Origin of the sequence: Arthrobacter parietis (assembly GCF_039530425.1) — a bacterium.
GTDB classification, from domain to species: Bacteria; Actinomycetota; Actinomycetes; order Actinomycetales; family Micrococcaceae; genus Arthrobacter_D; species Arthrobacter_D parietis.
In genome coordinates this window covers 203,587-228,484 of sequence record NZ_BAAAON010000002.1, presented here as the reverse complement: position 1 = coordinate 228,484, position 24,898 = coordinate 203,587, and the positions used below count along the sequence as shown (strand labels likewise).

At 62.6% G+C, this 24,898-nt stretch carries 20 protein-coding genes and 2 tRNA genes; 8 read left to right on the top strand and 14 right to left on the bottom strand.

The annotated features are described in order from the left end of the window. Positions 1-5: 5 nt before the first annotated feature. The 3 genes from murA to leuC form a co-directional block, all read right to left on the bottom strand. Entirely contained in the window at positions 6-1,349 is a 1,344-nt protein-coding gene (gene murA / locus ABFX19_RS09205) for a UDP-N-acetylglucosamine 1-carboxyvinyltransferase (protein ID WP_056548381.1), read from the bottom strand. Positions 1,350-1,545: 196 nt separating this feature from the next. Beyond that, positions 1,546-2,145 carry a 3-isopropylmalate dehydratase small subunit gene (gene leuD / locus ABFX19_RS09200; RefSeq protein ID WP_277358479.1) on the bottom strand — a complete coding sequence of 200 codons (600 nt, stop codon included), beginning with the start codon at positions 2,143-2,145 and terminating at the stop codon, positions 1,546-1,548. Positions 2,146-2,168: 23 nt separating this feature from the next. Further along, positions 2,169-3,641, bottom strand: a complete 1,473-nt coding sequence (leuC, locus tag ABFX19_RS09195) for a 3-isopropylmalate dehydratase large subunit (RefSeq protein ID WP_346028158.1) — start codon at positions 3,639-3,641, stop codon at positions 2,169-2,171. A 114-nt stretch (positions 3,642-3,755) separates the two neighbouring features. Here leuC and ABFX19_RS09190 point away from each other — a divergent pair, with 114 nt between their 5' ends. Continuing rightward, on the top strand, positions 3,756-4,475 hold the full coding sequence (locus ABFX19_RS09190) for an IclR family transcriptional regulator (protein ID WP_056548220.1): 720 nt from the start codon (positions 3,756-3,758) through the stop codon (positions 4,473-4,475). Positions 4,476-4,569: 94 nt separating this feature from the next. Continuing rightward, positions 4,570-5,100, top strand: a complete 531-nt coding sequence (locus tag ABFX19_RS09185; RefSeq protein WP_346028157.1) for a DUF1697 domain-containing protein — start codon at positions 4,570-4,572, stop codon at positions 5,098-5,100. 1 nt (position 5,101) lies between these two features. On the opposite strand, the gene ABFX19_RS09180 is transcribed toward ABFX19_RS09185, so the two are convergent. The 7 genes from ABFX19_RS09180 to ABFX19_RS09150 form a co-directional block, all read right to left on the bottom strand. Beyond that, entirely contained in the window at positions 5,102-6,760 is a 1,659-nt protein-coding gene (locus ABFX19_RS09180) for a GTPase family protein (protein WP_346028156.1), read from the bottom strand. Further along, a complete protein-coding gene (locus ABFX19_RS09175) occupies positions 6,757-8,562 on the bottom strand; it encodes a dynamin family protein (RefSeq protein WP_346028155.1) in 1,806 nt (601 codons plus the stop codon). The genes ABFX19_RS09180 and ABFX19_RS09175 overlap by 4 nt, the downstream gene beginning before the upstream one ends. 102 nt (positions 8,563-8,664) lie before the next feature. Beyond that, a tRNA-Glu gene (locus ABFX19_RS09170) sits at positions 8,665-8,737 on the bottom strand. A gap of 130 nt (positions 8,738-8,867) precedes the next feature. Beyond that, positions 8,868-8,939: transfer RNA gene (locus ABFX19_RS09165), tRNA-Gln, on the bottom strand. Between the two features lie 68 nt (positions 8,940-9,007). Next, positions 9,008-9,736, bottom strand: a complete 729-nt coding sequence (locus tag ABFX19_RS09160) for an HAD family hydrolase (RefSeq protein WP_346028154.1) — start codon at positions 9,734-9,736, stop codon at positions 9,008-9,010. Further along, positions 9,726-11,225, bottom strand: a complete 1,500-nt coding sequence (gltX, locus tag ABFX19_RS09155) for a glutamate--tRNA ligase (protein ID WP_346028153.1) — start codon at positions 11,223-11,225, stop codon at positions 9,726-9,728. The genes ABFX19_RS09160 and gltX overlap by 11 nt, the downstream gene beginning before the upstream one ends. Positions 11,226-11,272: 47 nt before the next feature. Continuing rightward, the gene (locus ABFX19_RS09150; protein ID WP_277358472.1) at positions 11,273-12,046 is read right to left on the bottom strand and encodes a fumarylacetoacetate hydrolase family protein; all 774 of its coding nucleotides are present in this window, start codon (positions 12,044-12,046) and stop codon (positions 11,273-11,275) included. Positions 12,047-12,503: 457 nt separating this feature from the next. Here ABFX19_RS09150 and ABFX19_RS09145 point away from each other — a divergent pair, with 457 nt between their 5' ends. Then, positions 12,504-13,532: a hypothetical protein gene (locus tag ABFX19_RS09145; RefSeq protein WP_346028152.1), complete on the top strand. Its 1,029-nt coding sequence runs from the start codon at positions 12,504-12,506 to the stop codon at positions 13,530-13,532. Between the two features lie 79 nt (positions 13,533-13,611). Here ABFX19_RS09145 and ABFX19_RS09140 read toward each other — a convergent pair whose 3' ends face one another. Next, positions 13,612-13,764, bottom strand: a complete 153-nt coding sequence (locus ABFX19_RS09140) for a hypothetical protein (protein WP_277358470.1) — start codon at positions 13,762-13,764, stop codon at positions 13,612-13,614. Between the two features lie 238 nt (positions 13,765-14,002). Here ABFX19_RS09140 and ABFX19_RS09135 point away from each other — a divergent pair, with 238 nt between their 5' ends. Next, positions 14,003-15,046, top strand: a complete 1,044-nt coding sequence (locus tag ABFX19_RS09135; RefSeq protein WP_346028151.1) for a hypothetical protein — start codon at positions 14,003-14,005, stop codon at positions 15,044-15,046. Positions 15,047-15,104: 58 nt separating this feature from the next. On the opposite strand, the gene ABFX19_RS09130 is transcribed toward ABFX19_RS09135, so the two are convergent. Next, positions 15,105-16,664 (bottom strand): chitinase, encoded by a 1,560-nt coding sequence (locus ABFX19_RS09130; protein ID WP_346028150.1) that lies wholly within the window; start codon positions 16,662-16,664, stop codon positions 15,105-15,107. 237 nt (positions 16,665-16,901) lie between these two features. Here ABFX19_RS09130 and ABFX19_RS09125 point away from each other — a divergent pair, with 237 nt between their 5' ends. The 3 genes from ABFX19_RS09125 to ABFX19_RS09115 are packed head-to-tail and all read left to right on the top strand — an operon-like array spanning position 16,902 to position 21,213. Next, positions 16,902-19,226 carry a glycosyltransferase family 2 protein gene (locus ABFX19_RS09125; protein WP_346028149.1) on the top strand — a complete coding sequence of 775 codons (2,325 nt, stop codon included), beginning with the start codon at positions 16,902-16,904 and terminating at the stop codon, positions 19,224-19,226. 60 nt (positions 19,227-19,286) lie between these two features. Further along, positions 19,287-19,670: a DUF7793 family protein gene (locus tag ABFX19_RS09120; RefSeq protein WP_277358466.1), complete on the top strand. Its 384-nt coding sequence runs from the start codon at positions 19,287-19,289 to the stop codon at positions 19,668-19,670. After that, positions 19,660-21,213 carry a putative bifunctional diguanylate cyclase/phosphodiesterase gene (locus ABFX19_RS09115; RefSeq protein WP_346028148.1) on the top strand — a complete coding sequence of 518 codons (1,554 nt, stop codon included), beginning with the start codon at positions 19,660-19,662 and terminating at the stop codon, positions 21,211-21,213. The genes ABFX19_RS09120 and ABFX19_RS09115 overlap by 11 nt, the downstream gene beginning before the upstream one ends. A 60-nt stretch (positions 21,214-21,273) precedes the next feature. On the opposite strand, the gene ABFX19_RS09110 is transcribed toward ABFX19_RS09115, so the two are convergent. Continuing rightward, positions 21,274-22,380, bottom strand: coding sequence for a branched-chain amino acid aminotransferase (locus ABFX19_RS09110; RefSeq protein ID WP_277358464.1), 1,107 nt, complete (start codon positions 22,378-22,380; stop codon positions 21,274-21,276). A gap of 117 nt (positions 22,381-22,497) precedes the next feature. Beyond that, a complete protein-coding gene (locus ABFX19_RS09105) occupies positions 22,498-23,553 on the bottom strand; it encodes a 3-isopropylmalate dehydrogenase (RefSeq protein ID WP_056548199.1) in 1,056 nt (351 codons plus the stop codon). Positions 23,554-23,748: 195 nt separating this feature from the next. Between ABFX19_RS09105 and ABFX19_RS09100 the strand changes: the two genes are divergently transcribed. Further along, complete coding sequence (locus ABFX19_RS09100) at positions 23,749-24,858, top strand: hypothetical protein (protein ID WP_346028147.1); 1,110 nt, start codon at positions 23,749-23,751, stop codon at positions 24,856-24,858. Positions 24,859-24,898 lie beyond the last annotated feature (40 nt).

Sequence of the window (24,898 nt, the reverse complement as noted above, 5' to 3'; positions counted from 1 at the left end):
CGCGTTCAGCGGCCGATTCCCGCGTCTGCCGTTTCGGCGACGTCAAAATCAGCGCCGAGTCCTTCAAGCTTGTCCTGGAACCGCTCGTAACCGCGGTTGATGAGCTCGATACCGGTGACGCGGGAAGTTCCGTTCGCCGCCAATGCGGCGATGAGGTGGCTGAATCCGCCGCGAAGATCCGGCACGTCGATATCGGTTCCGTGCAGTTGCACAGGCCCGGAGATGACGGCTGAATGCAGGAAGTTCCGCTGGCCGAATCGGCAGGGGACGCTGCCGAGGCATTCGCGGTGCACCTGAATGTTGGCGCCCATGCGCACGAGGGCGTCAGTGAAGCCGAAGCGGTTCTCATACACGGTCTCGTGCACGATCGAGACGCCCTCCGCCTGCGTAAGCGCAACCACCAGCGGTTGCTGCCAGTCAGTCATGAAACCGGGGTGGACGTCCGTCTCCAGAACCAGAGGCGAGAGCTTGCCGCCCGGGTGGTAGAAACGGATGCCGTCGTCATTCACATCGAAGGCACCGCCGATTTTGCGGTATGTGTTCAGGAAGGCGGTGAGGTCCAGCTGGCGTGCACCTTCAACATAGATGTCGCCGCGCGTTACCAGAGCAGCAGAAGCCCACGACGCCGTCTCATTGCGATCGGAGATGGCCTTGTGGTTGAAGCCACCCAACTCGGCCACGCCCTCGATCCGGATTGTCCGGTCCGTCTGCACGGTGATGATGGCGCCCATCTTCTGCAGCACGGCGATGAGATCCATGATCTCCGGCTCAACAGCTGCGCCCTTGAGCTCGGTGATGCCCTCTGCGCGGGTGGCGGTCAGCAGCACCTGCTCGGTGGCACCGACACTCGGGTACGGCAGCTCGAGCTTTGCTCCGTGGAGACCCTTGGGCGCGGAGATCGAGATCCCGCCGGGACGCTTGTCGACCACGGCACCGAAATTCCGCAACACCTGAAGGTGGTAGTCAATGGGCCGGTCACCAATTTTGCATCCACCGAGGTCCGGGATGAATGCCTCACCGATGCTGTGCATGAGCGGACCACAAAAGAGAATGGGAATGCGGGAATCGCCGGCGTGCGCGTCGATGTCCTTCGACGCTGCCATTTTGGCGTTGGCGGGATCCATAGTGAGGTCTCCGGTGACCGGATCCTTGCTCACCTCGACGCCATGCAGCTTCAAAAGGCTGGTGACGACCTCGACGTCCTTGATCTCAGGGACGTTCCTGAGAACCGACGGAGAGTTCCCCAGAAGCGCAGCGACCATCGCTTTCGGTACCAGATTCTTGGCACCGCGGACGGTGACCTTGCCTGCGAGAGGGACACCACCACGGATTGTCAGAACGCTACCCATGAACACCTATTTCCTTCAACGTGTAAGCCCCAACAGCAGATAAGACTCCTGCTAAGCATAGGAGCTACTGTTACCAGACTGAAATACCGACGGCTTGTCAGCGGGACCGTGTTGGTCCCTTCACGGAGTGCAAACAGCCCGGCTCAGTCCGAAATTCCGGTGCGGGACGTGATTTTCCTTGCACCGGTGAACCAGGTCAGGTTCGGGCAGGCAGGGTTGTGGGCTTGAAGCTCGGGCGCACGGCTTCATAAGCGGTGATGGCCTCTTCATGGCGCAGCGTCAGTCCAATGTCATCGAGCCCTTCCAGGAGACGCCAGCGTGTGTAGTCATCGATCTGGAACCCGGCGATGATCGCCCCGCAGGTAACCAGACGTGACTCAAGGTCGACTGTAATCTCGGTGCCCGGATGGTTCTCGAGCTCTTTCCAGATCAGCTCGATGTCGTCCTGGGCCACCTGAGCGGCTACGAGCCCCTGCTTGCCGGAGTTACCGCGGAAGATATCGGCGAACCGCGACGCGAGCACAGCCCTGAAACCGAAATCCTTCAACGCCCAGACGGCGTGCTCCCGGGAGGACCCGGTACCGAAGTCAGGTCCTGCAACCAGCACCGAACCGTGGTTGAACGGCTCCCGGTTGAGGATAAAGTTCTCGTCCTTCCGCCATGCGGCGAACAGCGCGTCTTCGAACCCGGTTCGGGTGATCCGTTTCAGGTAGACGGCCGGGATGATTTGGTCAGTGTCCACGTTGCTCTGCCGCAGGGGAACGCCGATCCCGGTGTGTGTAGTGATCTTTTCCATGGTCTTCTCCTCTTGCCCCGGTCTCAGGCAGCGTGGATGGTGGAGCTGTTTCCGGCCTGCACCGCCGCGGCGGGCGGTACGGGGTCCAGATCGGAAGGCGAACTCAGCGTTCCGCGCACGGCAGTGGCTGCCGCGACGACGGGAGAAACCAGGTGCGTCCGCCCGCCCTTGCCCTGACGGCCTTCGAAGTTGCGGTTCGATGTCGACGCGCACCTCTCCCCCGGCGCCAGCTGGTCCGGGTTCATGCCCAGACACATCGAGCACCCGGCGAAGCGCCATTCCGCACCGAATTCCTTGAAAACCTTATCCAGTCCCTCTGCCTCAGCCTCAAGGCGCACGCGGGCGGAACCGGGCACCACCATCATGCGGATGTCCGGATCTTTCTGCCGTCCACGAATGATGTCCGCTGCCAGCCGCAGGTCCTCAACGCGGCTGTTGGTGCACGAACCCAGGAAGACGGTGTCCACCCGGATGTCCTTCATTGGCGTACCGGCTTCAAGGGCCATGTACTCCAGCGCCCGGCTGCAGGCCGCCTTCTCATTTTCGTCGGCGAAGTCATCCGGAGACGGGACTGCCTGGCTGAGCGAGACGCCCTGACCGGGGTTGGTTCCCCACGTGACGAATGGTTCGAGCTCATCCGCGTCCAGGAAGACCTCCGCGTCGAACACCGCGTCATCGTCGGTTCGAAGCGTGCGCCAGTTCTCGACGGCGGCGTCCCAGTCCTCACCCTGCGGTGCGTGGGGACGACCCTTGAGGTACTTGAAGGTGGTGTCATCCGGTGCAACCATGCCGGCCCGGGCTCCGGCCTCGATCGACATGTTGCAGATGGTCATGCGGGCGTCCATGGACAGGGCACGGATAGCGGAGCCCCGGTACTCCAGGACATAACCCTGCCCGCCGCCGGTTCCGATCTTGGCGATGACAGCCAGGATGATGTCCTTGGACGTAACGCCCGGCTTGAGCGTCCCCTCGACGTTGATCGCCATGGTCTTGAACGGGTTCAGGGAAAGGGACTGGGTGGCCATGACGTGCTCGACCTCGGAGGTTCCAATGCCCATGGCCAGCGCTCCGAAGGCGCCGTGCGTGGAGGTATGCGAGTCTCCACACACCACGGTGAGTCCGGGCTGGGTGAGGCCGAGCTGCGGACCGATGATGTGAACGATGCCCTGCTGCGCGTCCCCCAGCGAGTGCAGCCGGACACCGAACTCCTTGCAGTTGGCGCGCAGGGTCTCTATTTGCGTGCGGCTCGTCACGTCCGCGATCGGCTTGTCAATGTCGATCGTCGGAGTGTTGTGGTCCTCGGTGGCAATTGTCAGATCCGGCCGGCGCAGCTTCCGGCCGGCCAAGCGGAGGCCCTCGAACGCCTGCGGGGAGGTGACCTCATGGACGAGGTGCAGGTCAATGTACAGCAGGTCCGGCTCGGCCTGTCCATTGACAACCTCACCCTTGCGCACAATATGCGATTCCCAGACTTTTTCTGCGAGCGTCTTGCCCATGGCCGGTTCCTCCGCGTGCCTTGATCAGATCTTTCAATAACTGAAGCAGGAGCGTGTCCATGCGCGCCACTCCGAACACTTGCGTCTCAGATAATGAGACGGCAATATCAGTCTATGGACAATTCTAGTGGTGTCGGCGTCATTGATAAAGCGGCTCTTGTTCTGGACGCGTTGGAAGCCGGCCCAACTACGCTCGCCCAACTGGTTACGTCCACCGGCCTGGCACGTCCGACAGTTCACCGGCTCGCCCTCGCGCTGGTTCACCACCGACTGGTCAGCAGGGATATCCAGGGCAGGTTTGTGCTGGGTAGCCGCCTTGTGGAGCTAGCCTCCGCCGCAGGAGAGGATCGGCTGATTGCCTCCGCCGGTCCCGTCCTCCTCCAGTTGCGCGATGCAACCGGCGAGAGCGCCCAGCTCTTCCGGCGCCAGGGAGACGCACGGGTCTGCGTCGCCTCTGCCGAACGCCCGATCGGCCTGCGCGACACCATTCCGGTAGGTACCCAATTATCGATGAGAGCCGGATCAGCCGCCCAGTGCCTCCTCGCCTGGGAAGATCACGACCGCCTTCTCCAGGGCCTCCAGAACGCACGGTTCACGCCCACCGTGCTGGCAGGAGTACGACGGCGGGGCTGGGCTCAGAGCCTCGGTGAACGTGAGGCCGGGGTCGCCTCGGTTTCGGCCCCGGTGCGCGGCCCTTCCGGGCGCGTCATCGCCGCCGTGTCGATCTCCGGACCCATTGAACGCCTCACTCGCCAGCCCGGCAGGATCCATGCCGAGGTTGTTGTGACCGCCGCACTCCAGCTGACCAACGCAATCGGCAAGTCCGCGGAATAACGGAACTTTTGCGGATCTATGGCGACTTCGGATGCTGACCACGTCGCCGCAGCTGCCCGAAATTTCCTGGAACCTGGAGCGCTAGGCTGACCTTATGACCAGATATGCGGTCTTTCTGCGCGGCGTCAACGTAGGCGGCGTCACCATCAAGTCAGCAGACCTTCGGGCAACCTTTGAGGTGCTCCCTGTCTCCGGTGTGAGAACCTTGCTGGCGTCCGGCAACATCGTCTGCAGCAGCGACCTCACAGCGGATGAGCTGAAATTCCAAAGCGAACAATTGCTGCGGCAGCGCTTCGGGTATGAAGCCTGGGTGGTTGTGCTGGACGCCGCCACCGTGGGAAGCATTGTTGAGGACTGTCCCTTTCCTGCGGACGATCCAGACACGCACACCTACCTCACGCTCTTCTCCGACCCCGCCGTGCTGACCGGGATGGTCGAGTTCGGTTTCTCGATCAATGAACCGGTCCAGCCCCTCGGGACCATCGCCGCTGCCTGGCAGACGCCGAAGGGCGGAACCCTGGACAGTCCGCTCAACGCCTTCACCAACCGGGCTGCCTTCAAAAGGGCAACGACCACGCGAAACCTGCGCACGCTACAGAAGGTGCTCGCCGCCCTGCAGGGCTGACTTACCGGCGTGAACCCGCTGCAGCCACAGCGCGGACGAAGCCGTTGTAGCGTTCGATCTCCGCCGCCGCCGGCCCAACCGCCACCGTCTCTGTGGTCTCGCTGATCGAGGCGACCAGCCGCCGTCGTACGCGCTTTCCCCGCCTCCGGGCTCCGAGGCGAGCCAGCCCGGCACACAGAATGCCGATCGCTATGCCTGCTGCCACTCCCCCTACGGCCAGCAGCGTCGGAACGGGAATCCCCTCTACGGTCGGTGATTCCGGAACAGGAAACTGCAGGAATGCCAGCGCTGCCAGCAGCGCCAGCCAACCGATTCCCACCACCATCGCGGCCAGGAAGAGCCATTGCAGCACCCCGGCCACCGGCCACCACCAGGCCCGTGAACCGGAGGCGAAATCAGTGCGGGCAACAGCCTCATCCAGATGCTCCAGAAGCTCCGGTTCAGGGCTCTTCGCTGCGTCGCGAATGGCTGTCCGCCACGGTTCCACCGCACCGGCTGAGAGCTCGTCGCCGAACGTTCTCAACGCCCGGTCAACGGACGCCCGCTGCGCCGGGCCGGGTTCCGGGAGGGACGTCCGGCCGACGAAGTCCTGCACGTCCCCACGCCGGAGGTTGAGGCGCCGCAGCGGATCCGAGCGGAGTCTGCCGAGCCAGCGCGTTACCGGCCACCCCGTGACAGCGTGGGCGTCCCGGCGGTAGGAACGGACGACGGCGTCGATCACCGCATCAGCACCTGTGGCCCCCGCGAGGCGGTCCGAGAGCGCAGCACGCGCCGCTTTCGACGGCGGCGGAAGTTCTGGGCCGCTGAACTTTTGCAGCGATTCAACGGCGACGTCGACGTCCGCTGACAACCGACCGGTCGCGGCCTCCTTCCGGCGCACGATGCTTCTGATCTCTTCGGCGAGGCCACCCAAGCCTGTTCCGGTGAGTGCGGAGACCGTGTGGACTACGGCGGAGCCATGGCCTTCAGCGGCCAGAATCTGTTTCAGCGATCCGGTTACCTGCGTGAGGTCGGATTCCGAGAGCCTGTCAGACTGATTCAACGCAACCAGTATGACGGACTCGTGGGTTGCCAGCGGTTCCAGAAACTCCCGGTGCAGGGCGGCGTCCGCGTATTTCTGCGGATCGGTGATCCACAGCAGGACATCCACCTGCCCTGCAAGACGCTCCACAATCACGCGGTGCCCTAGCTCCGTCGAATCGAAGTCCGGCAGGTCGAGCAGGATCAACCCGCCGTCAACGCCGCCGTCGCTGCTGCCACGTCTGCGGTCGCCGGAAACGGCGAGCAGTTGCGCGCCGTCCGGCATGACGTGGCGGTTGGGCACCTGCAGCCAGTCGAGCAGATCCTCGCTTCCATCCTCGTTCCAGATCACTGCAAGAGGTTCGGCGGTTGTTGGGCGGCGTGCGGCAACCCGCGCCAGATCAGTTCCGGTGAGCGCGTTCAGCAGCGACGACTTGCCGCTGCCTGTCGGTCCGAAAATACCCACCACAGTGTGTGCTGAGGACAGAGACCTGCGCGAGCTCGCCCGGTCCAACACCTCGTAGACGGCGCCGAGCTGATCCTCATCAACCCGCCCCTCAGCCAGCTCCCGGGCTGCGTTGAGCGACTCGAGGCGAACCTGCAGTCGCGAGGATGATCCCTCTCCGCGGTGCCGGCTCACTGCCCACCCTCCGGCAGGGCGCCGTCGTTCCGCAGATCCTCAGCCACTGAGCGCCGCTGCGTCAGATTCACAGCCAGTGCGCGGAGGTCCTGCGAAGTTGGTTCCCCAGCCAGTACGTGCAGCGTGTCGGTGAAGCGCTTCCGCTCTTCTGCGAGCAGCTTCTCGCATCGTTGCTGCAGCTGCATGCGCGCCGTCCGTGTAAGCCGCCGTACCGCTTCTTCGCCGAAGATGGCCTCCAGCAGCTTCTGCCCGACGACGGCGGAGCCGCCTGCAATGAGGACCTCACCTCCCGTGAGGCCGGCAGTGGATGCGAATACAACGATCATGAGCGCCACTGCAACACCGTTGACCCCGAAGGAGAGCATCCTGGCGGCGAAACGCTTGTCTGCACCCTCGGAACGCACCAGGTCCAACAGATCTTTCTGCCACGCACGGATTTCGCGGGCGACGGTGTCGGTGAAATCAGGTGACATGACGGGGGTTCCAGGATCCAGCAGCGCGCGCCCTGCAGGTTCGGCTCGCCATTGCCGCTGGGTGCGGTCGGCAGCCTTCGCCGCTTCCTCGACGATCACGGTCTGCAGTCCGCTTTCAATTGCATCCTCGACGGTTACCGCACGCGGGGGTTTGCCGGTAAGGAATCCGCCGATCCGGTCCCGGATGCGCCCAACCGTGGATTCCAGACCGCGCATGAACTCTCCGGTACCGACGAAGTCCTGCCACCGGGCAAGCACCTCACCGCGAAGCAGGGTGCCGTCCTTGGTCGACTCAAGGACGGCGTCGAGCGCTGCGGCGTATGACTCACGCGCCGCTTCCCCGAGCCGTGCGGCGGTTTCCGCCTGATCGTCGAGGGCATCGGCAACGTTCTGCACGCGGTGCCCGAGTGCCCTCAGCGCACCCTCCAGAGTGCGCCGGGCAATTTCCCGCCGGCCCTCCGCGTCAGCCGAAATAGCACGCAGCCAGCGCTGCAGCGGCTCCACGCTCTCCGGCGGGAGCATGCCGAGCGGGTCAAGCTGTTCTTCGGGAACCACGAAGATAGGAGCATGCCCCAGCTGCTCGGCGGCTAGCAGAGTGTGCAGATCAGCGCGCACCTCCTCCTCCACGCCGTGCGGAACCCGGTCAAGAACAATGGCGAGCAGAATGTCACGCTGCGCCGCTTCCCTCAGCAGCTTCCAGGGGACGGCGTCGGCATAGCGGTTCGCTGTAGTGACGAACAGCCACAGATCAGCTGCCGCCAACAGCTGTGAGGCGAGGCGGCGGTTTTCGTCTGCGATGGAATCGATATCCGGTGCATCCAGCAGGGCAAGCCCGAGGGGGATCATCGTGTCCGGTTGTAGCAGCAGTTGGGCCGCGCTGCCGGCGTCGTGCGTTGAAGGGATGTGGGACGCCGGCACGGTTTCCGCTTCCTCAGTGACGACGACGGCGCGCTGTCTGGTGAGCGAGGGCAGCACGCGGTCATCGGCGAACCAGTGCCCTTCCGCCGGGTGGTGCAGCAGGATCGGTTGGCGGGTAGTGGGCCTGATCGGTCCGGAGCGGGTCACCGGATGTCCCACCAGAGCGTTCACCAGTGTTGATTTGCCCGCTCCGGTGGAGCCGCCTACGACCGCCAGGAGCGGTGCGTCCAGGCTCTTGATGCGGGGCAGGATGTAGTCGTCGAGCTGCTCGGCCGCGGTGCGCGTTTGAAGTTTGGCGGCAGTAGCCCCGGGAGTGTCCAGGGGGAAGGTGAGACGGCTGAGCGTTTCGCGGACACTGCCCAGCAGATCGGCAAGCCCCGCAACATCAGCGTCCGGCAGCGAGGCATTCATGGTCCCATCATGCCAGTTCTGCACGTGTTGTCCGGGATTTGAGGAGTCGGCCGCTTAAATGAGAATCCGCCTCAACCGGAATGGTTGAGGCGGACCCTTGTGTGACCCCAGCGGGATTCGAACCCGCGTTACCGCCGTGAGAGGGCAGCGTACTAGGCCGCTATACGATGGGGCCAGTACTGAGTTGTTTGCCGGTCTCCCGCCAAACGAGCTAGATGATTCTTTCACATCCGATGCTGTGAAACCAAATTGAAGCAGACCGTTCCGCCGAGGCTTCTGTTCGCTCAATTTGTGCTTTTACAGCGCTGGGGTACCAGGACTCGAACCTAGAATGTTGGTACCAGAAACCAGTGTGTTGCCAATTACACCATACCCCAATGGCACTTTCGGGTGATGTTTACCCTGCTTCGCAGCAGGTCAACCCCCTCCGCGCCGAGAAACAACTTTACCGGATCTCCTGCACGATGCGCAAAACGTCGGTCAGGCTGGTGATCCGGTGGCCGCTGAAGCCCTCGTCTTGCCGACTGCGACGGTCCAGCCAGATCCCGATGAGCCCCGCCGCATCCGCTCCCTCTGCATCGACAACAGGGTTGTCCCCAACATAAAGGGTGTTTGCAGGATCGGTTCCGAGCAGCCGCGCACCCTCGAGGTAGATCGCTGCATTGGGCTTTGCGACCCCGACGGCGTCGATTCCGACGAGCGCGGCGACCCGATGCAAGCCAGCTTTGTCCAGCTTTGCACGCTGGTAATCGTGCACGTTGTTACTGACCGCACCGTACGGGATTCCCAGCCGGTCCAGCTCATCGAGGACGGGAACGACGTCCTCATACGGTTCGAAGTGGAGCGGCAGTGTTGCCTCGTATGCTTTGTTCCACCGTGCCGCTGAAGCGCCTTCAAGCGGTTCACTGAGGAACTCGGCCTGGGCGTGCCGAGCGCGGTGGATCCGTTGCTCCGTGAAGCTCAGTTCTCCGGCCAGGAACTGGTCGTAGTAGCCGTGCGGATCCCGGGTGTACAACGACTTGTATTCCGCCCAGTCGGCCTCGGTGAGATGCGCCAGGGTTTCAGCCCCGATGTGGTGCAGGGTGCGCCCCATCGCAGTCTCAAGGTCCACCAGGGTGTCATCGATATCGAAGAGGACCCCCTGAATGGAATGCGCGGTTAGCTCACTGACCACGCAGAGTCCTTATTCGGGCGAGCGACGACTCCTTGCCGAGAATCACCATGGATTCGAACAACGGCGGTGAGATTTTGCGTCCCGACACCGCAGTCCGCACCGGCCCGAAGGCGAGCCTGGGTTTGAGCCCAAGCTCGTCGACGAGGGCAGCGCGCAGAGCCGCCTGGATGGAGTCAGCGGTCCAGTCCCCGATGGGTTCGAGCGCTCCGAGCGCGGCATCGAGAACCTCTTCGTAGTTGGCGGGCAGGCCTTTGCTGGCATCGGCAGCGACCTCCACCTCGCCGTCCGGATGGAACAGGAAGCCGAGCATCTCAGGTGCCTCCCCCAAAAGGGTGATCCTTTCCTGGATGAGCGGCGCTGCCTCAGTGAGAATGGACAGCTCGCCGGGGCTGAGAGTCTGACCGACCAGACCTGCCGACTGCAGGTATGGAACCAGCCGCATCCGGAAGTCCTCAGGGTCCAGCAGACGCACGTGTGAACCGTTGATGGCTTCGGCCTTTTTGACATCAAAGCGTGCCGGGTTGGCGAGGACATCATGGATGTCGAACTTCTCAACGAGTTGGTCCACGGTGAAGATATCCTCGTCAGCGCTAAGGGACCAGCCGAGCAATGAGAGGTAGTTAAGGAGTCCTTCCCGGATGAACCCGCGCTCCCGGTGCAAGAAAAGGTTCGACTCGGGGTCACGCTTGGACAGCTTCTTGTTGCCCTGGCCCATGACATAGGGCAGGTGACCGAAGAGCGGCATATACCGGGCCACGCCGATATCGATGAGGGCCCGGTACAGCGCAACCTGGCGGGGCGTCGAGGAAAGGAGGTCCTCACCGCGCAGCACATGGGTAATGCCCATCAGCGCGTCATCGACCGGGTTTACCAGCGTATAGAGAGGTGCGCCGTTTGCCCGCACTACTGCAAAGTCCGGCACGCTCCCGGCTGCGAACGTGATGTCTCCGCGCACAAGGTCGGTGAAGGTGATGTCCTCGTCCGGCATGCGTAAACGCAGAACGGCAGGACGACCTTCCGCTTCGTAGGACGCCTTCTGATCCGCTGAAAGATTGCGGTCAAAATTGTCGTACCCGAGCTTCACATCCCGGCCGGCGGACCTGTGCCGCTGCTCGACCTCGTCCGGTGTGGAATAAGACTTGTACAGATGCCCGGCAGCGACGAGCCGCGAGATGACATCCTGGTAGATCCCGCTCCGCTGCGACTGACGGTAGGGAGCGTGCGGTCCTCCGACCTCCACGCCCTCATCCCAGTCGATCCCCAGCCACTTCAGCGCATCGAGGAGCTGCTCGTAGCTCTCTTCGCTGTCACGCGCGGCGTCCGTGTCCTCGATGCGGAAGATCATCTTTCCACCGGTATGTCTCGCATATGCCCAGTTGAACAGGGCGGTCCGGATCAAACCGACATGCGGGACTCCGGTAGGCGATGGGCAGAAGCGAACCCGTACGGGAGTTTCGGGCGTGACAGTGGGGAGATCAGCAGTAGTCATGATGGGCTCAGTCTACTGTCCTGGCTGTTGGCCACGGGGCATTCCTGTCAGCGGCGTACCGGGTTGGACAGCCTGCCGATCCCCTCGATCTCCACGTCATACCTCTGCCCCTCGTTGATCAGGCCCACACCGGCAGGGGTTCCGGTAAGAATGATGTCGCCGGGCAGGAGAGTGAAGGCCTGGGAGACGTAGGAAACCAGCTCTTTCACACCCCAGATCATCTGGCTGGTGGTGCCGTCCTGCATCAGTTCTCCGTCGAGCCATCCGCGGACGGCAAGGTTCTCGGTATCAAGCTCCGTTTCGATCCAGGGCCCGATCGGGCAGGAAGTGTCAAACCCCTTCGCCCGGGCCCACTGGTTGTCAGTCTTCTGGATATCGCGGGCCGTGAGGTCATTGGCGCAGGTATACCCGAATACGACGTCATCCACCCGCTCTATGGGCACGTCCTTGCAGATCCGGCCGATGATGACGGCCAGTTCGGACTCGTAGGAAATCTCGTCAGAGAAAGACGGAAGCACGACAGGATCTCCGGGACCCACAACCGATGTATTGGGCTTGAGGAACATCAGCGGCGCCGGCGGCACCTCGTTCCCCAGCTCGGCGGCATGGTCAGCATAGTTGCGGCCGATACCGATGACCTTACTGCGCGGAATCACCGGCGCCAGCAGCCGGACATCCTCCAGTTTGTGGCGCACGCCCGTCGGCTGTACCCCTCCGTAGAATGGGTCGCCGCTGATGACGGCTACCTCTTCTTCGCCAACGAGGCCCTCAACAAGGCCGAACGCTGGATCATCATTGAGCACAAATCGGGCTATACGCATGAACACAGGCTAGTACAGACCTGGTCAGTAAACGCTAGAAACCGTTCAGAGAACATTGGTCCTCTGAACGGTCCCAGTGTCAAACTTCAGCGGTGATCAGTGAGGCCAATTGTCAATGAGCGTGCCATAGGTGACAACACCCGTCCTCTGTGCGGGCGCGCTGTCGTTGGCGACAGCCGCGGCCCCCCCTCCCACTGCCAGGGCTGCTGTAATCAGGAGAACTGCGGAAAGTCGTTTCATAACGGATTCCTTAACGGTAGGAGTACAGCGTCACTGACACCAGATAAGTTCAGTATACGAAGCATCTGTGATATGCAACACCCCTAACGAGCGGATCTCTTTAGCTTTGCCCGACTCTGTCTCAACCGGAACTTTGCGCATAAACTCAAGGACAGTCACGTCGAGTGCGCCGGGAGTCCCCTGCCTGTCCGACGCAGCCTTTGAATGAGGGGGAAGTGTGGCAGCACAGCAGTCAGGCGAACTCGTGATGTATGAGCTGCGTGCGAGGGAAGCTTGGAGCCAGCGGGATTACCGGACAGCACGGCTTCTCGCAGCTGCCGCGGTAGAACTTGGTGCACATACGGAAGACCACCATGCCTGGTGGAACATGACGTTCCTTCAGGCTGAATGTCTGCGGGAGGAAGGGTCGCTGGAGGAATCCCTCCGATGCGCTGAGGCCTTAGAGGAAAGCAGCCTCACCCTGGAATCGGAAGCTCTGAGCGCACGAGTCCATACCCTGGCTGCCGTCTGTCAGCAGGGTCTGGGACATCTTGATCAGGCTGTGAACAACGCCAGTATGGCGGTGAAAAGCGCTTCAGTGGTAGCCGACTCCCCTGAGCTTCAGATTGAGGCCCATCACGCTCTGATCGCTGCGCTTGCCGAAAGCGACCGGTTGGATGAAGCCTGGAGCACGTGCCTGGACCTTTCAACCCACATTACGCCGGCCATCCACACGCAGACCGCGGGTAAGGCCCATTGGGTCATTGGAAATGTGGCGTTCATGCGCCACCAGGTGGGCGACGGCATCCGGTTCCACGGGCTCGCAGCCGAACAGCTCACTCCAAACAACGACCTGGAGTTGTGGGCTCATTTCAACCGTGCCTCGGCTGCGCTACGCCTCACCGCCGGAGTTGTCGATGCGGAGACGCTTGAGTGCATTGAGCGGGCGGAGATCGCCAGCTCAATTGTTGGCGGCACGGAGCGGGACCAACTCCAGCTTTCTCTCACCAGGGCTCACTGGCTCTTCCTCACAGGCCAACTCAACGCCGCAGTCGAACGCCTGCGGCCAATCTGCACTGAGGGCTCGGCGCTCTCCCGGCAGACAGAGGGAGAGGCAAACCTGCTGCTAGCCCAGGCGCTGTCGGCCCGCGGGGAGGAGCTCGAGGCGTTCGCTCACTTCGAAACCAGTGAACAGTGCTTCGACGACGCCGGTGCACCGGACAGGGCCGCGCACGTCCGCGACATTGTGGCCGACATTCGAAGCTGAAGTTACTCCTGTAGGCATGCAAAAGGCCGTGAAGATCAGCTAATTAGCTTGCTCTCCACGGCCTTTGGAACAATGACGACTAAACAGCCTGGTATGTGCTGTCCGGCCAGTTGCCGCTCTTCGTCGTTGTGACCGTGTCCGGCCAGTTTCCACTCTTGGCAGCTTGAGCAGCCGTGCCGCCCCCAACCAGAAGCAACGCAGTCAGCAACAGAGTTGCGGAGACCTTCTTCATACTTGTTCCTTGTCACTTGATGGACGCAGAAGAACGATATGCCTTCTGCGTTGCACAGCATCCCCAGTATATGGATCGAGTTACGATAATTCAGAGACTTTTGTCTCATCTTTTCCGCAGTTTTTTCCTGCACTCTGAAGAAATGGCAAACTCGATACTTGCCCGAGGGAATATTGGCTAGTCATTCTGACAGAATGATCCGCGGGGACCCATCACAGCACACCGTTGGAGCGAGGCCATGGAGCATACACAGGAACCCGGACAGCACGTTTTCCTGGAACTGCGTGCCCGGGATGCGTGGACTCAGCGAGACTATGGGGCAGCGCGGGAAATTGCCGGAGAGGCTCAACGTGCTGCCGATGCCAACGGGGATGAAAACGCATCTTGGAATATGGCCTTTCTGCAGGTTGAATGCCTGAAGAAGGAAGGCTTTTTTGAGGACGCGGCTGCGACCGCGGAGACGGTTCGAATGCATCCCTTGACCCAGCACTATCCGGACCTGGCCGCCAGGGTCTCGACATTTCTCGCCGACACCCTCGTAGGCATGGGAAATCTGGAGTCGGCAGTAATCGAAGCACGCCACGCGGTTGCTGAATCTGAGCAGGCTTCCGGATCTCCTGATCTTCGGATACGAGCGCAGCACGCACTCATTGCAGCCCTCGCGGAGAGCGACCAGCTTGATGATGCATGGGAAGAGTGCCTCCGCCTGGCTGAACTCATCACACCTGACGTCAACTCACAAACTGCCGGCAAGGCCTACTGGGTCATCGGGAATGTGGCCTATCTTCGGCGGGATGCAGCTACAGGAACTGATTACCACCGGCGCGCGGCCAGTAATCTTTCACCCTCGAACGACCTTGACCTGTGGGCCCGGTTCAATCGCGCTTCCGCCGCGCTTCGCCTGGCCGGCGGCGTTGTGGAGCCTGAGACGCTTGAGTGTATCGAAAGGGCTGAGCTGGCTGCCTCCATTGTGGGCGGAAGCGAGCGGGACAAGCTTGAGCTGTCCCTCACCCGTGCACACTGGCTGTTCCTTACTGCACAGTACGATGCTGCCGTAGAACGATTGAGGCCTATCTGCGACGCGTCTTCCCTTATTGCCAGCCAGACGGCCGCGGAAGCGTACCTGCTGTTAGGGCAGGCGCTCGCGCGGTCCGGCGATGCGCTGGAAGGGCTGTTCCAGCTCGAAAAGAGCCAGGAACTGTTCAGGCAATCAGGTGCCCCCGACCGCGAGGCGCAGGTCGGGAAGCTGATCGACGAGGTCCACCGACGGGCCGAAGCCTAGGCCCCCGGACGTTCTCGCCGCCAACGGCCAGTCAAAGCTTCTCCCCGCCAACGTCCAATCAAGGCTCCAGTTCCTCGAGTACGTCCTGAACCTCATCATTGGAGAACTTACGCCACGGGGACGCATCGGAGGTCTGTAGTGCTGCCTCCGGGCTGTCGCTCCGATTCCACCACTTCGCTTCGAAGACATGGCCGTCGAACAGGATCCGATCGCCCTTCTCATACGTCTTCTCGGCATCCCAGCCGGGGTAAGTTCCTGCCGGAGCAGTCACAACAGGGACCGGCTTTTCTCCGGGCAGTACCGGACCGATCAGCGTCCACGGGGTCTCGGCAGCCTGCAGCACCGGGTTGTCCGGCAGGTCACCCGAGGTCCAGTACTTCGCTGAATACACTTTGCCGCGCCACACGACGCGGTCATCCAACACGTAGGTCGCTTCCTCTGACCAGATCGGGTACGGGCTGGTCTCCGGATCATCAACGACCAGCTCGGGTGTGGGTTCGTCTGTGGTGGGTGCCGAATTCAGGGTCGCCGCGCGCCCCTCGAATCCTGCGCCCAGAACGTCCGCGAACAGCGTGCCGTCCTGCTCAATGCCGCTGCAGCTGTCCGACACGATCTTCGCGTTGCCATAGTTGTCGCTGCAGGTGGCATCACGGTTGAGCGACCACATTGACATCCGCCCAACGCCTGTTTCCAGGGCGAAGGCGTTGAAAGCGGCAGCTGCTTCCAGGTCGAACACCTCCGCCGGGACATCATTTTGACCGATCATGGGCGTCAGCCCGATCTTCTTCCACAGCGTCTGCGGACCGAGGCTGGTGCCCGCCCTGTCATAAAGGATTCCGAGTTGGGCGTGAGTTGCCCGAGCAGCCGCGACTGAAGCGTCCAGCTGGGAAACCCCAGGTTCCCTGCTTCCGCCGTAATCCATGGTCATGATATTCACGCCCGCGAGATCCACGCCGCCCTCAAGCATGGTTGTCACCGCGTCGGTGCCCTGAAGGGTCAAACCCGACGGGGCCACAGGCAGCGTCAGCCAGACGTTGAGTGGCTTGCCATCCGCACGCCGTTCCTCCTGCAACGCGGCCACCGCTTCTGCCCTACGTGCCGCAGCTTCGGAATCGGCCAGGTCCTCACCCTCGATGTCGAGGTCGATTGTTGTCAGGTTGTACCGTTCAACGACGGCACGGTAAGCGCTTGTGAGTTGGCGGACGTCCGTACAGGTCCGGGCCAGCTCATTGTTGATCAGCCCGCCGAACGACACAGCAACCTCGCCGCCATCCTGGATCAGCCGCGCAATTCGGCGGTCGAGATCCAGCTCCGACTGCGCCTCGTCCAGCGAGTACGCAGCACCCCACGATGGGCGGCAGTCCTCGGCAGGATCAGCAACAATGAACGACAACACGACGCTCTTGCCCTGCTCCGAGGCAGGCTGCTCGAAAGGATAGAAAGGCGTTGCGGTGGCATCCACATACCCGGCGAACCACGACCCGCCGTTGGCGGCAGCGCGCACATCCTCGAGCCGGTTCCAACCCACAACAGTGGACGCTACCAGCGTGCCGACGATGGCAGCCAGGACGGTGAGGCGCACAGGCGAAAGCCGGCGGCCGGGAAAACGTTTGGACATGGGTCCCCCAGATACAAGACCGTTCGGACGGGAACGGTGAGCGTATCGTAACGGTGGAAGAGCACTGAATCAAAATGGTGTACTGTTTCGTCCGTCACATCCCGCACACCGATGCCGCTGAGCCGTCACCTCAGCCGGACCGGGATGGACACTGCTGAACGTCGGGCCCGTCACCTGCCGCAGCGACACTCACAGGACTCTCCGTAAGGAATGTCCATCAGATTATTTGGGGGGCGGATGAACCAGCAAGTCTCTGTGCCGGAATCGGCTGTCGGTGCGTCTTCGACGTCCGGCACGGTATCGCGGCGGCGTCAGTGGGGATCGGAGAAGCGGTCCGAACCGCTTTCGATTGTCCATCCGGCACCCTCGCGCCGGAAGGTCGCGCTGGGCCGGTTGGCGATCGTGGTCACAATCCTCGGATGGGTTGCGTATGTCGTCTCGACGATCCTGAGGGAGCTCGCAGAGAACCCGTCGGCCAGCTTCCGATTCCAGCTCGAAGCGGTTTTCTACCTCGTGGTGGTCACCTTCCTGACATTCTCCGCACTGATGTACCTGCTGGCCCGGCAGGGAGCGCTGTACCGTTTCCGCGACCACCGCCGCGTCCCGCGCGGTGAACTCGATCGGCACTTCGCCCGCTACGACGAGAGCATCACTGTTCTGGTGCCGTCCTACGCTGAAGAGCCCGAGGTGGTCCGCGCAACGCTCTGGTCCGCGGCGCTTCAGGAGTTCCCCAACCTGCGGGTCACGCTGCTGCTCGATGACCCGCCGTTTCCAACAGACCCGGGCGTTCTGGCCCGGCTTGAGGCCACGCGCGCACTCGCTGCCGAGATCGAAGGCCGGCTCCTCGAGCCCTCCATGCGCTTCACCAGCGCACTGTCCGCATACCAGGAGCGCCTGGCGTCGGACACGCCGGCCAGCGGTGAACTGCCGCGCCTGATCGCCGAATACGAGGCAGCCGCGGTGTGGCTGGAAACGATGGCTGAGAATGAGACCGTCGGGGATCACGTCGATGAATTCTTCGTTGACCTGGTGCTGATGGGCCTGGCGCGTGAATTGCGCCTGACCGTTCTCGCTCTGACCGCTGCCGACGCCCAGCACGCTGCGCCGGACCCGGATCGAATGGTGGAGCTCTACGTGCGCCTGGCACGCATCTTCACCGCTTCCATGAACACGTTCGAGCGCAAGCTCTACGCCTCCCTCTCACACGAGGCGAACAAGGCAATGAACCTCAACGCCTACATTTCCCTCATGGGCGGGCGTTGGCACAAAGAGAAGGCGGCCAACGGCGTTGTGCTTCGTCCTGCCACAGAACACCACGTCGATGACCTGGAGATCCCAGACTCGACTTACCTGCTCACGCTCGACGCCGATTCCCTCCTGCTGCGCGATTACTGTCTCCGCCTGGTTCACCTGCTGGAGTCACCCGGTAATGAACGGGTGGCTGTCACGCAGACTCCCTACTCCTCGTTCCGCGGTGCGCCTACTCGTATTGAGCGCGTTGCCGGCGCCACGACCGACATCCAGCACATCCTTCACCAGGGCATGACCTACTACGGCGCCACCTTCTGGGTCGGCGCCAACGCAGTCATCCGCAAGCGCGCGATCGAAGACATTGTCGAGGTGGAGAGCGTTGGCGGATTCGATATCAAAACCTACATCCAGGACCGCACAGTCATCGAAGACACGGAGTCGAGTGTTGACCTCGGAACTCACGGCTGGACCCTGGTGAATTACCCCGAGCGGCTCAGCTACAGCGCCACACCGCCGGACTTCGGTTCACTCGTGGTGCAGCGGCGCCGGTGGGCCAACGGCGGGCTGCTGATCCTTCCCAAGCTGTGGAATCAGATGCGGGAGCGCAAACACCGCCGGGAACGGATCCTCGCGCGGGAGATCCTGCTGCGGGTGAACTACATGGCCTCCATCGCCTGGGCCAGTTTCGGTCTGCTGTTCCTGCTCGGCTACCCCTACGACAGCCGCTTACTCAGTCCGCTGGTGTTTATCACTGCGCTTCCCTATTTCCTGGCAATGGGCAGTGACCTCCGGGACTGCGGGCACCGCTTCAGCGATATTTTCAGGATCTACGGATTCAATATCGTGCTCCTGCCCGTGAATCTGGCCGGCGTCCTGAAATCCGTTCAACAGGCGTTCACCGGCGAGAAGATCCCTTTCGTCCGCACACCCAAGGTCAAAGACAGGACAGCTGCGCCGGCGCTCTATGTCGTTGTGCCTTTCCTGATTGTCGCGTACTCCCTCTTCACAGTCTGGCGGGATGTCGTCAGTGAAAATTGGGGCAACGCGGCCTTTGCGCTGCTCAACGCGCTTCTGGCCTTCTACGCCATCCGTGCCTACATCGGCCTGAAAAACTCTGCCGTGGACATGGTGCTGGGCGTGCTGAACTGGCTCCATGTCGCGCCTCGGGAGCCACGGCAGCAGCCGTCACCCGTCATCGACAAGGCACCCGAAGAGGCCGATTGGGAAGCGATCCTCTACCACGGCGACCGACGCCTGAACCGCGACATGCGTCAGGGCAATGACCGCCGCCGTCGTATTTCTGTACGGTAGTTTCAAGAACCGGATGCAGCGCCGTACCCCGGCGCTCCAGCAAGGAAAGTGACGCTCGGCATGAATGCACTCTGGCTGATACCTACCGAGGTATCGGACACCACGGCTCCGGTATCCGTCATCCGCCTGGTTCTGCCGCAGGCCGAGCACATCTCCGAAGAGATAGCTGAGGCTTTTGCGCAGCGTGCCCGTGCAGAAGCCGGCGGCGGCCTGAAACCGATCCTTCTTGACATCACCGGTGTGGCGTCGATCAGCCGCGAGGCGCGCGCCGTTCTGAGCCGCTCCCGCTCAGCATCAGCTATTGCAGTGTTGGGAACGAGCGCGGTGGACCGGGTACTCGCGAATTTCCTCCTGGGAGGCGAGCCTCCCCCGTGCCCCACCCGCTACTTCGGGGACGAGGATACGGCCGTTGCCTGGCTGTTGGAGCGTGCGGATGACCGCTGACGGCGGGGACCCCCGCCTGGCGATGCTGGTCGACGGCATTGTGCGGCTCTCCCGGGGAGACCTCAGCAGCAGGATGACGCCCTCCCCCGTGCGTGATGATGTCGACGCCGTCATCACCGGCGTGAATCTTCTGGCTGAAGAACTCGAACTGGTCTACCGACAGTTCGAAATGCGCGTGGAAAACCGCACGGCAATGCTGCACCAGGCACATCTGGACATGAAGCGGATGGCAATGACAGACGCGCTGACCGGGTTGTCCAACCGAGTGGATCTCGTCGAGAAAATTGAGCAGTCCCTCTCAGGCCAAGCCGACGGCGATCCTCCTCCCGCGCTGCTGCTCCTGGACCTTGATTCGTTCAAGAATGTCAACGACCGCTTCGGGCACGACGCCGGCGACGACGTTCTGCGCGAAGTGGCGGAGCGCCTCCGTGGAGTTGTACGGGCAACTGACACTGTGGCCCGCCTGGGCGGGGACGAGTTCGCGATCCTCGTGACGCAATCAACCATGGAGATTGCGCTCGGAGTTGCCAACCGTACGCTGGAAGTCCTCGCGAAGAGCATCGACGTGGACGAGTTCAGTGTGCATCCACGCGCCAGCATAGGCCTGCGCCTCGCTACCCCGGAGCACACCGCCGAGTCCCTCCTGTATGAAGCCGATACAGCTATGTACGCGGCGAAAAACGAGGGGCGCAGCATCATCAAGACCTTCGAGCCGGTCATGCTTTACGACCGGCAGCTCCGGACGCTGATGGCATCCGAACTGCGCGATGCCATTGGGACGGACCAGCTGTGCGTGCACTACCAGCCGATCGTGAATCTGCGCGATGGTTCGGTCAATGGAGTGGAAGTCCTGGTGCGCTGGAACCACCCGACCCGCGGGATGATTCCTCCCGATTCGTTCATTCCCCTTGCCGAGGAGATCGGCGCCATTTCCGAAGTTGACCGATGGGTCATGGCGACAGCCCTTCAACAGTATGCAATCTGGCGCGCGGCGCTCCTGGTACCCGAGAATTTTCAGGTGCGCGTCAATATCTCGGCAATCGAACTGCGCCAGCTGGATATGGTCGACTTCGTCCGCGGACTTCTCAAACGGATGTCTGTGCCGCCGCCCTCGCTTGTCATTGAGATCACCGAGTCCGCGCTGGTGAGCGGCGGCGAGGTGGAAACCTATTCGCTGCTAAGCCTCAAACAGCTTGGCGTGTGCATTGAAATTGATGATTTCGGCACGGGCTACTCCTCGATCAGCTACCTGCGCAATCTGCCGGTCGACATGGTGAAGGTGGACCGATCCATCCTTCGGGAACCCGCGACAGGCTCCTGGCAGCCCGACTTCGTGGCAGCGGTCTTCCAGCTCATCCGGGCTGCCGGCCTCGGGGCAGTATTCGAGGGCATCGAAACCCAGGAACAGGCCGATTTCCTGAGATCCCTCGGAGAAATCAGCGGACAGGGCTTCTACTTCAGCAGGCCGCTTCCCGAGCCCGCGGTCACGGAGCTGCTGCGCTCAGGAAACGCACTCCCGCTCGGCCCGGCCGTGCAGAGCTGAAGAAACACCGAAGCCCGGCCTTCCTCGGGGAAAGCCGGGCTTGATGCTGATGCGGAGCCGCTACACGAGGCGGGTCATCCAGCCGTGCGGGTCCTCGACCTTGCCTGTCTGGATGCCCAGAAGCTGTTCACGGATGCTCATGGTGACCTCACCTGCCGAAGGATTCGGCGCGCTGATGACCTCGTCGCCGTCCTTCAGCTCGCCGATCGGTGTGATGACTGCTGCGGTGCCGCACGCGAATACCTCCGCGATATCACCGTTGCCCACGCCGTCGCGCCACTCATCCAGCGTGATAGTGCGCTCCTGAACCTCCAGGCCGCGGTCCTTTGCCAGCTGGATGATCGAGGAACGGGTAATGCCTTCAAGGATGGTGCCGCTCAACGCGGGTGTGACCAGAGTGCCGTCCTTGAAGACGAAGAAGACGTTCATGCCACCGAGTTCCTCGACGGCATTGTTGTTGAACTGGTCGAGGAAGAGCACCTGCTTGCAGCCGTGCGCCTCCGCCTCCAGCTGTGCTGCGAGAGAGGCCGCGTAGTTGCCGCCGCACTTGGCCGCGCCCGTGCCGCCGCGTCCTGCCCGTGCGTATTCGCGAGAGACCCAGATTGACACTGGAGCCAGTTCCCCGCCGAAGTAGTTCGCCGCGGGCGAGGCGATCACCCGGTAGGAGACCTCACGGGCCGGACGAACACCGAGGAACGCTTCGGTGGCAATCATGAACGGACGCAGGTAGAGGCTCTCGCCCTCGCGGGTGGGCACCCATTCCTGATCAGCGGCAACCAACTGGCGGAGGGACTCCAGGAACACGTCTTCGGGCAACTGCGGGAGTGCAAGCCGGGCAGCGGAACGGTTGAGCCGCGCCGCGTTGGCCTCCGGCCGGAAGGTCCAAATGGAACCGTCAGCGTGACGGTACGCCTTCATGCCTTCGAATATCTCCTGCCCGTAGTGCAGCACGGCCGCTGCCGGGTCCATGGCGATAGGCCCATACGCCTCCAGTCGCGCATTCCTCCACCCGCCGACGCCTGCCGTGTCGACAGCGAAATCCACCACCGCGGTGTGGTCGGTGAAATGGTTACCGAACCCGGGGTTTGCAAGTATCGCTTCCCGGTCCGCCTCCGACCTCGGGCTGGCCGACGGGTACTGGGCGAATTCCAGCTGCGTAGCTGTCATGGTTCCTCCACGGTTACCTGCCCTCCGCAAGCGCTACGAAAGACACGATCATGCCTGGCGGTGATCCCGAACGGGATACGCACAGACGATCACTTGAGTTAATGGTTCCTAACCAGCTTAGGACACTGCAGCCGCAATCGCATCGCCGATTTCAGCGGTAGTGCGCGGAGCGCCGGACCGGGTGGCGACGTCGTTCTCCACCGCCCCCTCGATCCGCTCTGCCTGCTCACTGAAACCGAGGTGGCGCAGCAGCAGCGCTGCCGAAAGGATCGCTGCAGTGGGGTCTGCTTTCTGCTGCCCCGCGATGTCCGGCGCCGAACCGTGCACCGGCTCGAACATCGAGGGCGCCGTGCGGTCCATATTGATGTTGCCGGACGCGGCGAGGCCGATACCGCCGGTGACGGCTGCCGCCAGGTCCGTGATGATGTCCCCGAAGAGGTTGTCGGTCACAATGACGTCAAAACGCGAGGGGTCCGTCACCAGGAAGATCATGGCTGCATCGACGTGCAGGTAATCGTGGGTAACCTGCGGAAATTCGCCTGCCACGGCCTCCACCGTGCGCTTCCACAGGTGGCCCGCGTGCACCAGCACATTGTGCTTGTGCACCAGGGTGAGGTGCTTGCGGGGCCTCTCGCTCGCCCTGCGGAAGGCGTCACGGACCACGCGTTCAACGCCGTGTGCGGTATTCACGGAGACCTCAGTGGCTATCTCATGGGGAGTGCCCGTGCGCAGGGCTCCGCCGTTGCCTACGTACGGTCCTTCGGTTCCCTCCCGCACAACCACGAAGTCGATCTCGCCGGGATCGGCAAGGGGGCTTGGCACCCCGGGGTAGAGGCGTGAGGGACGGAGGTTGACGTAGTGGTCGAGGCTGAAACGGAGCTTGAGCAGCATTTCGCGCTCGATGAGGCCCGAAGGGATGCGGGTATCTCCCGGGGCGGCACCGACGGCCCCGAAAAGGATGGCGTCGTGGGAGCGCAGGCGGTCCAGTACCTCCTCCGAGAGGGTCTCCCCCGTAGTCAGCCAGTGCTCGGCACCGAGCTTGTAATCCGTCAGGGTCAGTTCCGCATCCGCAGCAGCCGTTGCTGCGCGCAGCACTTTGACCGCTTCGGTAATGACCTCCGGTCCGATGCCGTCACCGGGAATTACTGCCACATTGATGCTGGATGAAGTCATGGGATCAGCCTAGGCAACCATCCCGCATCACGGACAATTCAGTTCCGGATAGTGAGACATACTGCATGGAAGGAAAACCTGAGCCAACGTTGCGCTTCGGCAGGCGCCATCTCTGCGGAAAACCGTCAGGTTCATCCGGATAATCGATCCTGGCGCTGTCACCGCGCAGCGAGTCTGCAGCCTTCCAGGAGTCTCATGAAAGTTCATTACCCCCGCATCCGCCCGCTCACAGCGGCAGCGGCCGCCGTCGTCGTCGTTCTGGCCGTGAGTGCTGTACCGGGCGCTTCCGCAGCCGACAATTCGACGATGACCACAGATCCCGGTCCAGCAGGTGATTTCACGTGGGAAGGCTATAACTGGCTCAAGCGTTCGTGGACCGGAGGTCCGCACTACAACGGCAGTTTCGATCCAGCCAATGTCAGTGGGCCGGACGCAAACGGGAAAGTCAGCCTTGCCCTCACCAATCCGTCGGGAAATGCACCCGTGGCGGCAGAGTTCCAGTCCACCCGTCGCGGCTTCGGCTACGGCACATACAGCGCAGTGGTCGAACGGAACCTGCAGACGCTACAGAAGGAAGTGGTGTGGGGATGCATGTTCACCTATGACCCCGATTCCGCACCGGGCCACAACGAAATCGACGTCTGCGAAGCGTCCGCGTGGGGCGGCGGCGCGGCCTGGGGCGAGTCGCGTCCGGTTCGGCAGGGCCATGGTTACTGGTTCGACGCCACCAAGCCGGCCGGAACCGGCAGCACCGTTGTGAATTTCGATGTCACGCCGGACCCCGTGCTCACTCACCGGCTGGTCTGGGAACCCGGCAGGCTGACTTATGAGACCTTCGCCGGCGAGGGCTACTCCGGCACCCTGCTCAAACGCACTGTCCTGGAGGGTGCCACCGTTCCCGTTCCCGCACGGGAGGCGGTCCACTTCAACCTGTGGGTCACCGGAGGCGGGGGCGGGTATCCGAACCAGGTCCGGCCCGAGCAGGTCACGGTCCGCGACTTCTCCTTCACACCCCGGGCTGCCGAACCGACGCTGCCGGCCATTCCCCTTGCGCCGGCGCCGACCATCACGGGCACCGCAAAAGTAGGCCAGAGGCTGACCGCGAACCCGGGCTCCTGGAGCACCGGCACCGCACTGACCTACCAGTGGTACCGCGCCGGCACCCCGATCCGGGGCGCAACCGCCAAGACCTACACGGTCCTCAAGGCGGACCGGCACAGCGCGCTCACGGTGGCGGTCACCGGCTCGAAAGCAGGCTACGCATCCGCTACCCGCGTCTCTGCTCCTACGGCGCGCGTACGGTAACTCCACCCCTGGGGCGATGTTCACTGCAGTAAGCCGCCCT

What these genes read in the sequence shown, in the direction of transcription:
- murA (WP_056548381.1), bottom strand. Translation starts at nt 1,349, where the DNA reads ATGGGTAGCGTTCTGACAATCCGTGGTGGTGTCCCTCTCGCAGGCAAG.
- leuD (WP_277358479.1), bottom strand. Translation starts at nt 2,145, where the DNA reads ATGGAAAAGATCACTACACACACCGGGATCGGCGTTCCCCTGCGGCAG.
- leuC (WP_346028158.1), bottom strand. Translation starts at nt 3,641, where the DNA reads ATGGGCAAGACGCTCGCAGAAAAAGTCTGGGAATCGCATATTGTGCGC.
- ABFX19_RS09190 (WP_056548220.1), top strand. Translation starts at nt 3,756, where the DNA reads ATGGACAATTCTAGTGGTGTCGGCGTCATTGATAAAGCGGCTCTTGTT.
- ABFX19_RS09185 (WP_346028157.1), top strand. Translation starts at nt 4,570, where the DNA reads ATGACCAGATATGCGGTCTTTCTGCGCGGCGTCAACGTAGGCGGCGTC.
- ABFX19_RS09175 (WP_346028155.1), bottom strand. Translation starts at nt 8,562, where the DNA reads ATGAATGCCTCGCTGCCGGACGCTGATGTTGCGGGGCTTGCCGATCTG.
- gltX (WP_346028153.1), bottom strand. Translation starts at nt 11,225, where the DNA reads ATGACTACTGCTGATCTCCCCACTGTCACGCCCGAAACTCCCGTACGG.
- ABFX19_RS09150 (WP_277358472.1), bottom strand. Translation starts at nt 12,046, where the DNA reads ATGCGTATAGCCCGATTTGTGCTCAATGATGATCCAGCGTTCGGCCTT.
- ABFX19_RS09140 (WP_277358470.1), bottom strand. Translation starts at nt 13,764, where the DNA reads ATGAAGAAGGTCTCCGCAACTCTGTTGCTGACTGCGTTGCTTCTGGTT.
- ABFX19_RS09135 (WP_346028151.1), top strand. Translation starts at nt 14,003, where the DNA reads ATGGAGCATACACAGGAACCCGGACAGCACGTTTTCCTGGAACTGCGT.
- ABFX19_RS09130 (WP_346028150.1), bottom strand. Translation starts at nt 16,664, where the DNA reads ATGTCCAAACGTTTTCCCGGCCGCCGGCTTTCGCCTGTGCGCCTCACC.
- ABFX19_RS09125 (WP_346028149.1), top strand. Translation starts at nt 16,902, where the DNA reads ATGAACCAGCAAGTCTCTGTGCCGGAATCGGCTGTCGGTGCGTCTTCG.
- ABFX19_RS09120 (WP_277358466.1), top strand. Translation starts at nt 19,287, where the DNA reads ATGAATGCACTCTGGCTGATACCTACCGAGGTATCGGACACCACGGCT.
- ABFX19_RS09115 (WP_346028148.1), top strand. Translation starts at nt 19,660, where the DNA reads ATGACCGCTGACGGCGGGGACCCCCGCCTGGCGATGCTGGTCGACGGC.
- ABFX19_RS09110 (WP_277358464.1), bottom strand. Translation starts at nt 22,380, where the DNA reads ATGACAGCTACGCAGCTGGAATTCGCCCAGTACCCGTCGGCCAGCCCG.
- ABFX19_RS09105 (WP_056548199.1), bottom strand. Translation starts at nt 23,553, where the DNA reads ATGACTTCATCCAGCATCAATGTGGCAGTAATTCCCGGTGACGGCATC.
- ABFX19_RS09100 (WP_346028147.1), top strand. Translation starts at nt 23,749, where the DNA reads ATGAAAGTTCATTACCCCCGCATCCGCCCGCTCACAGCGGCAGCGGCC.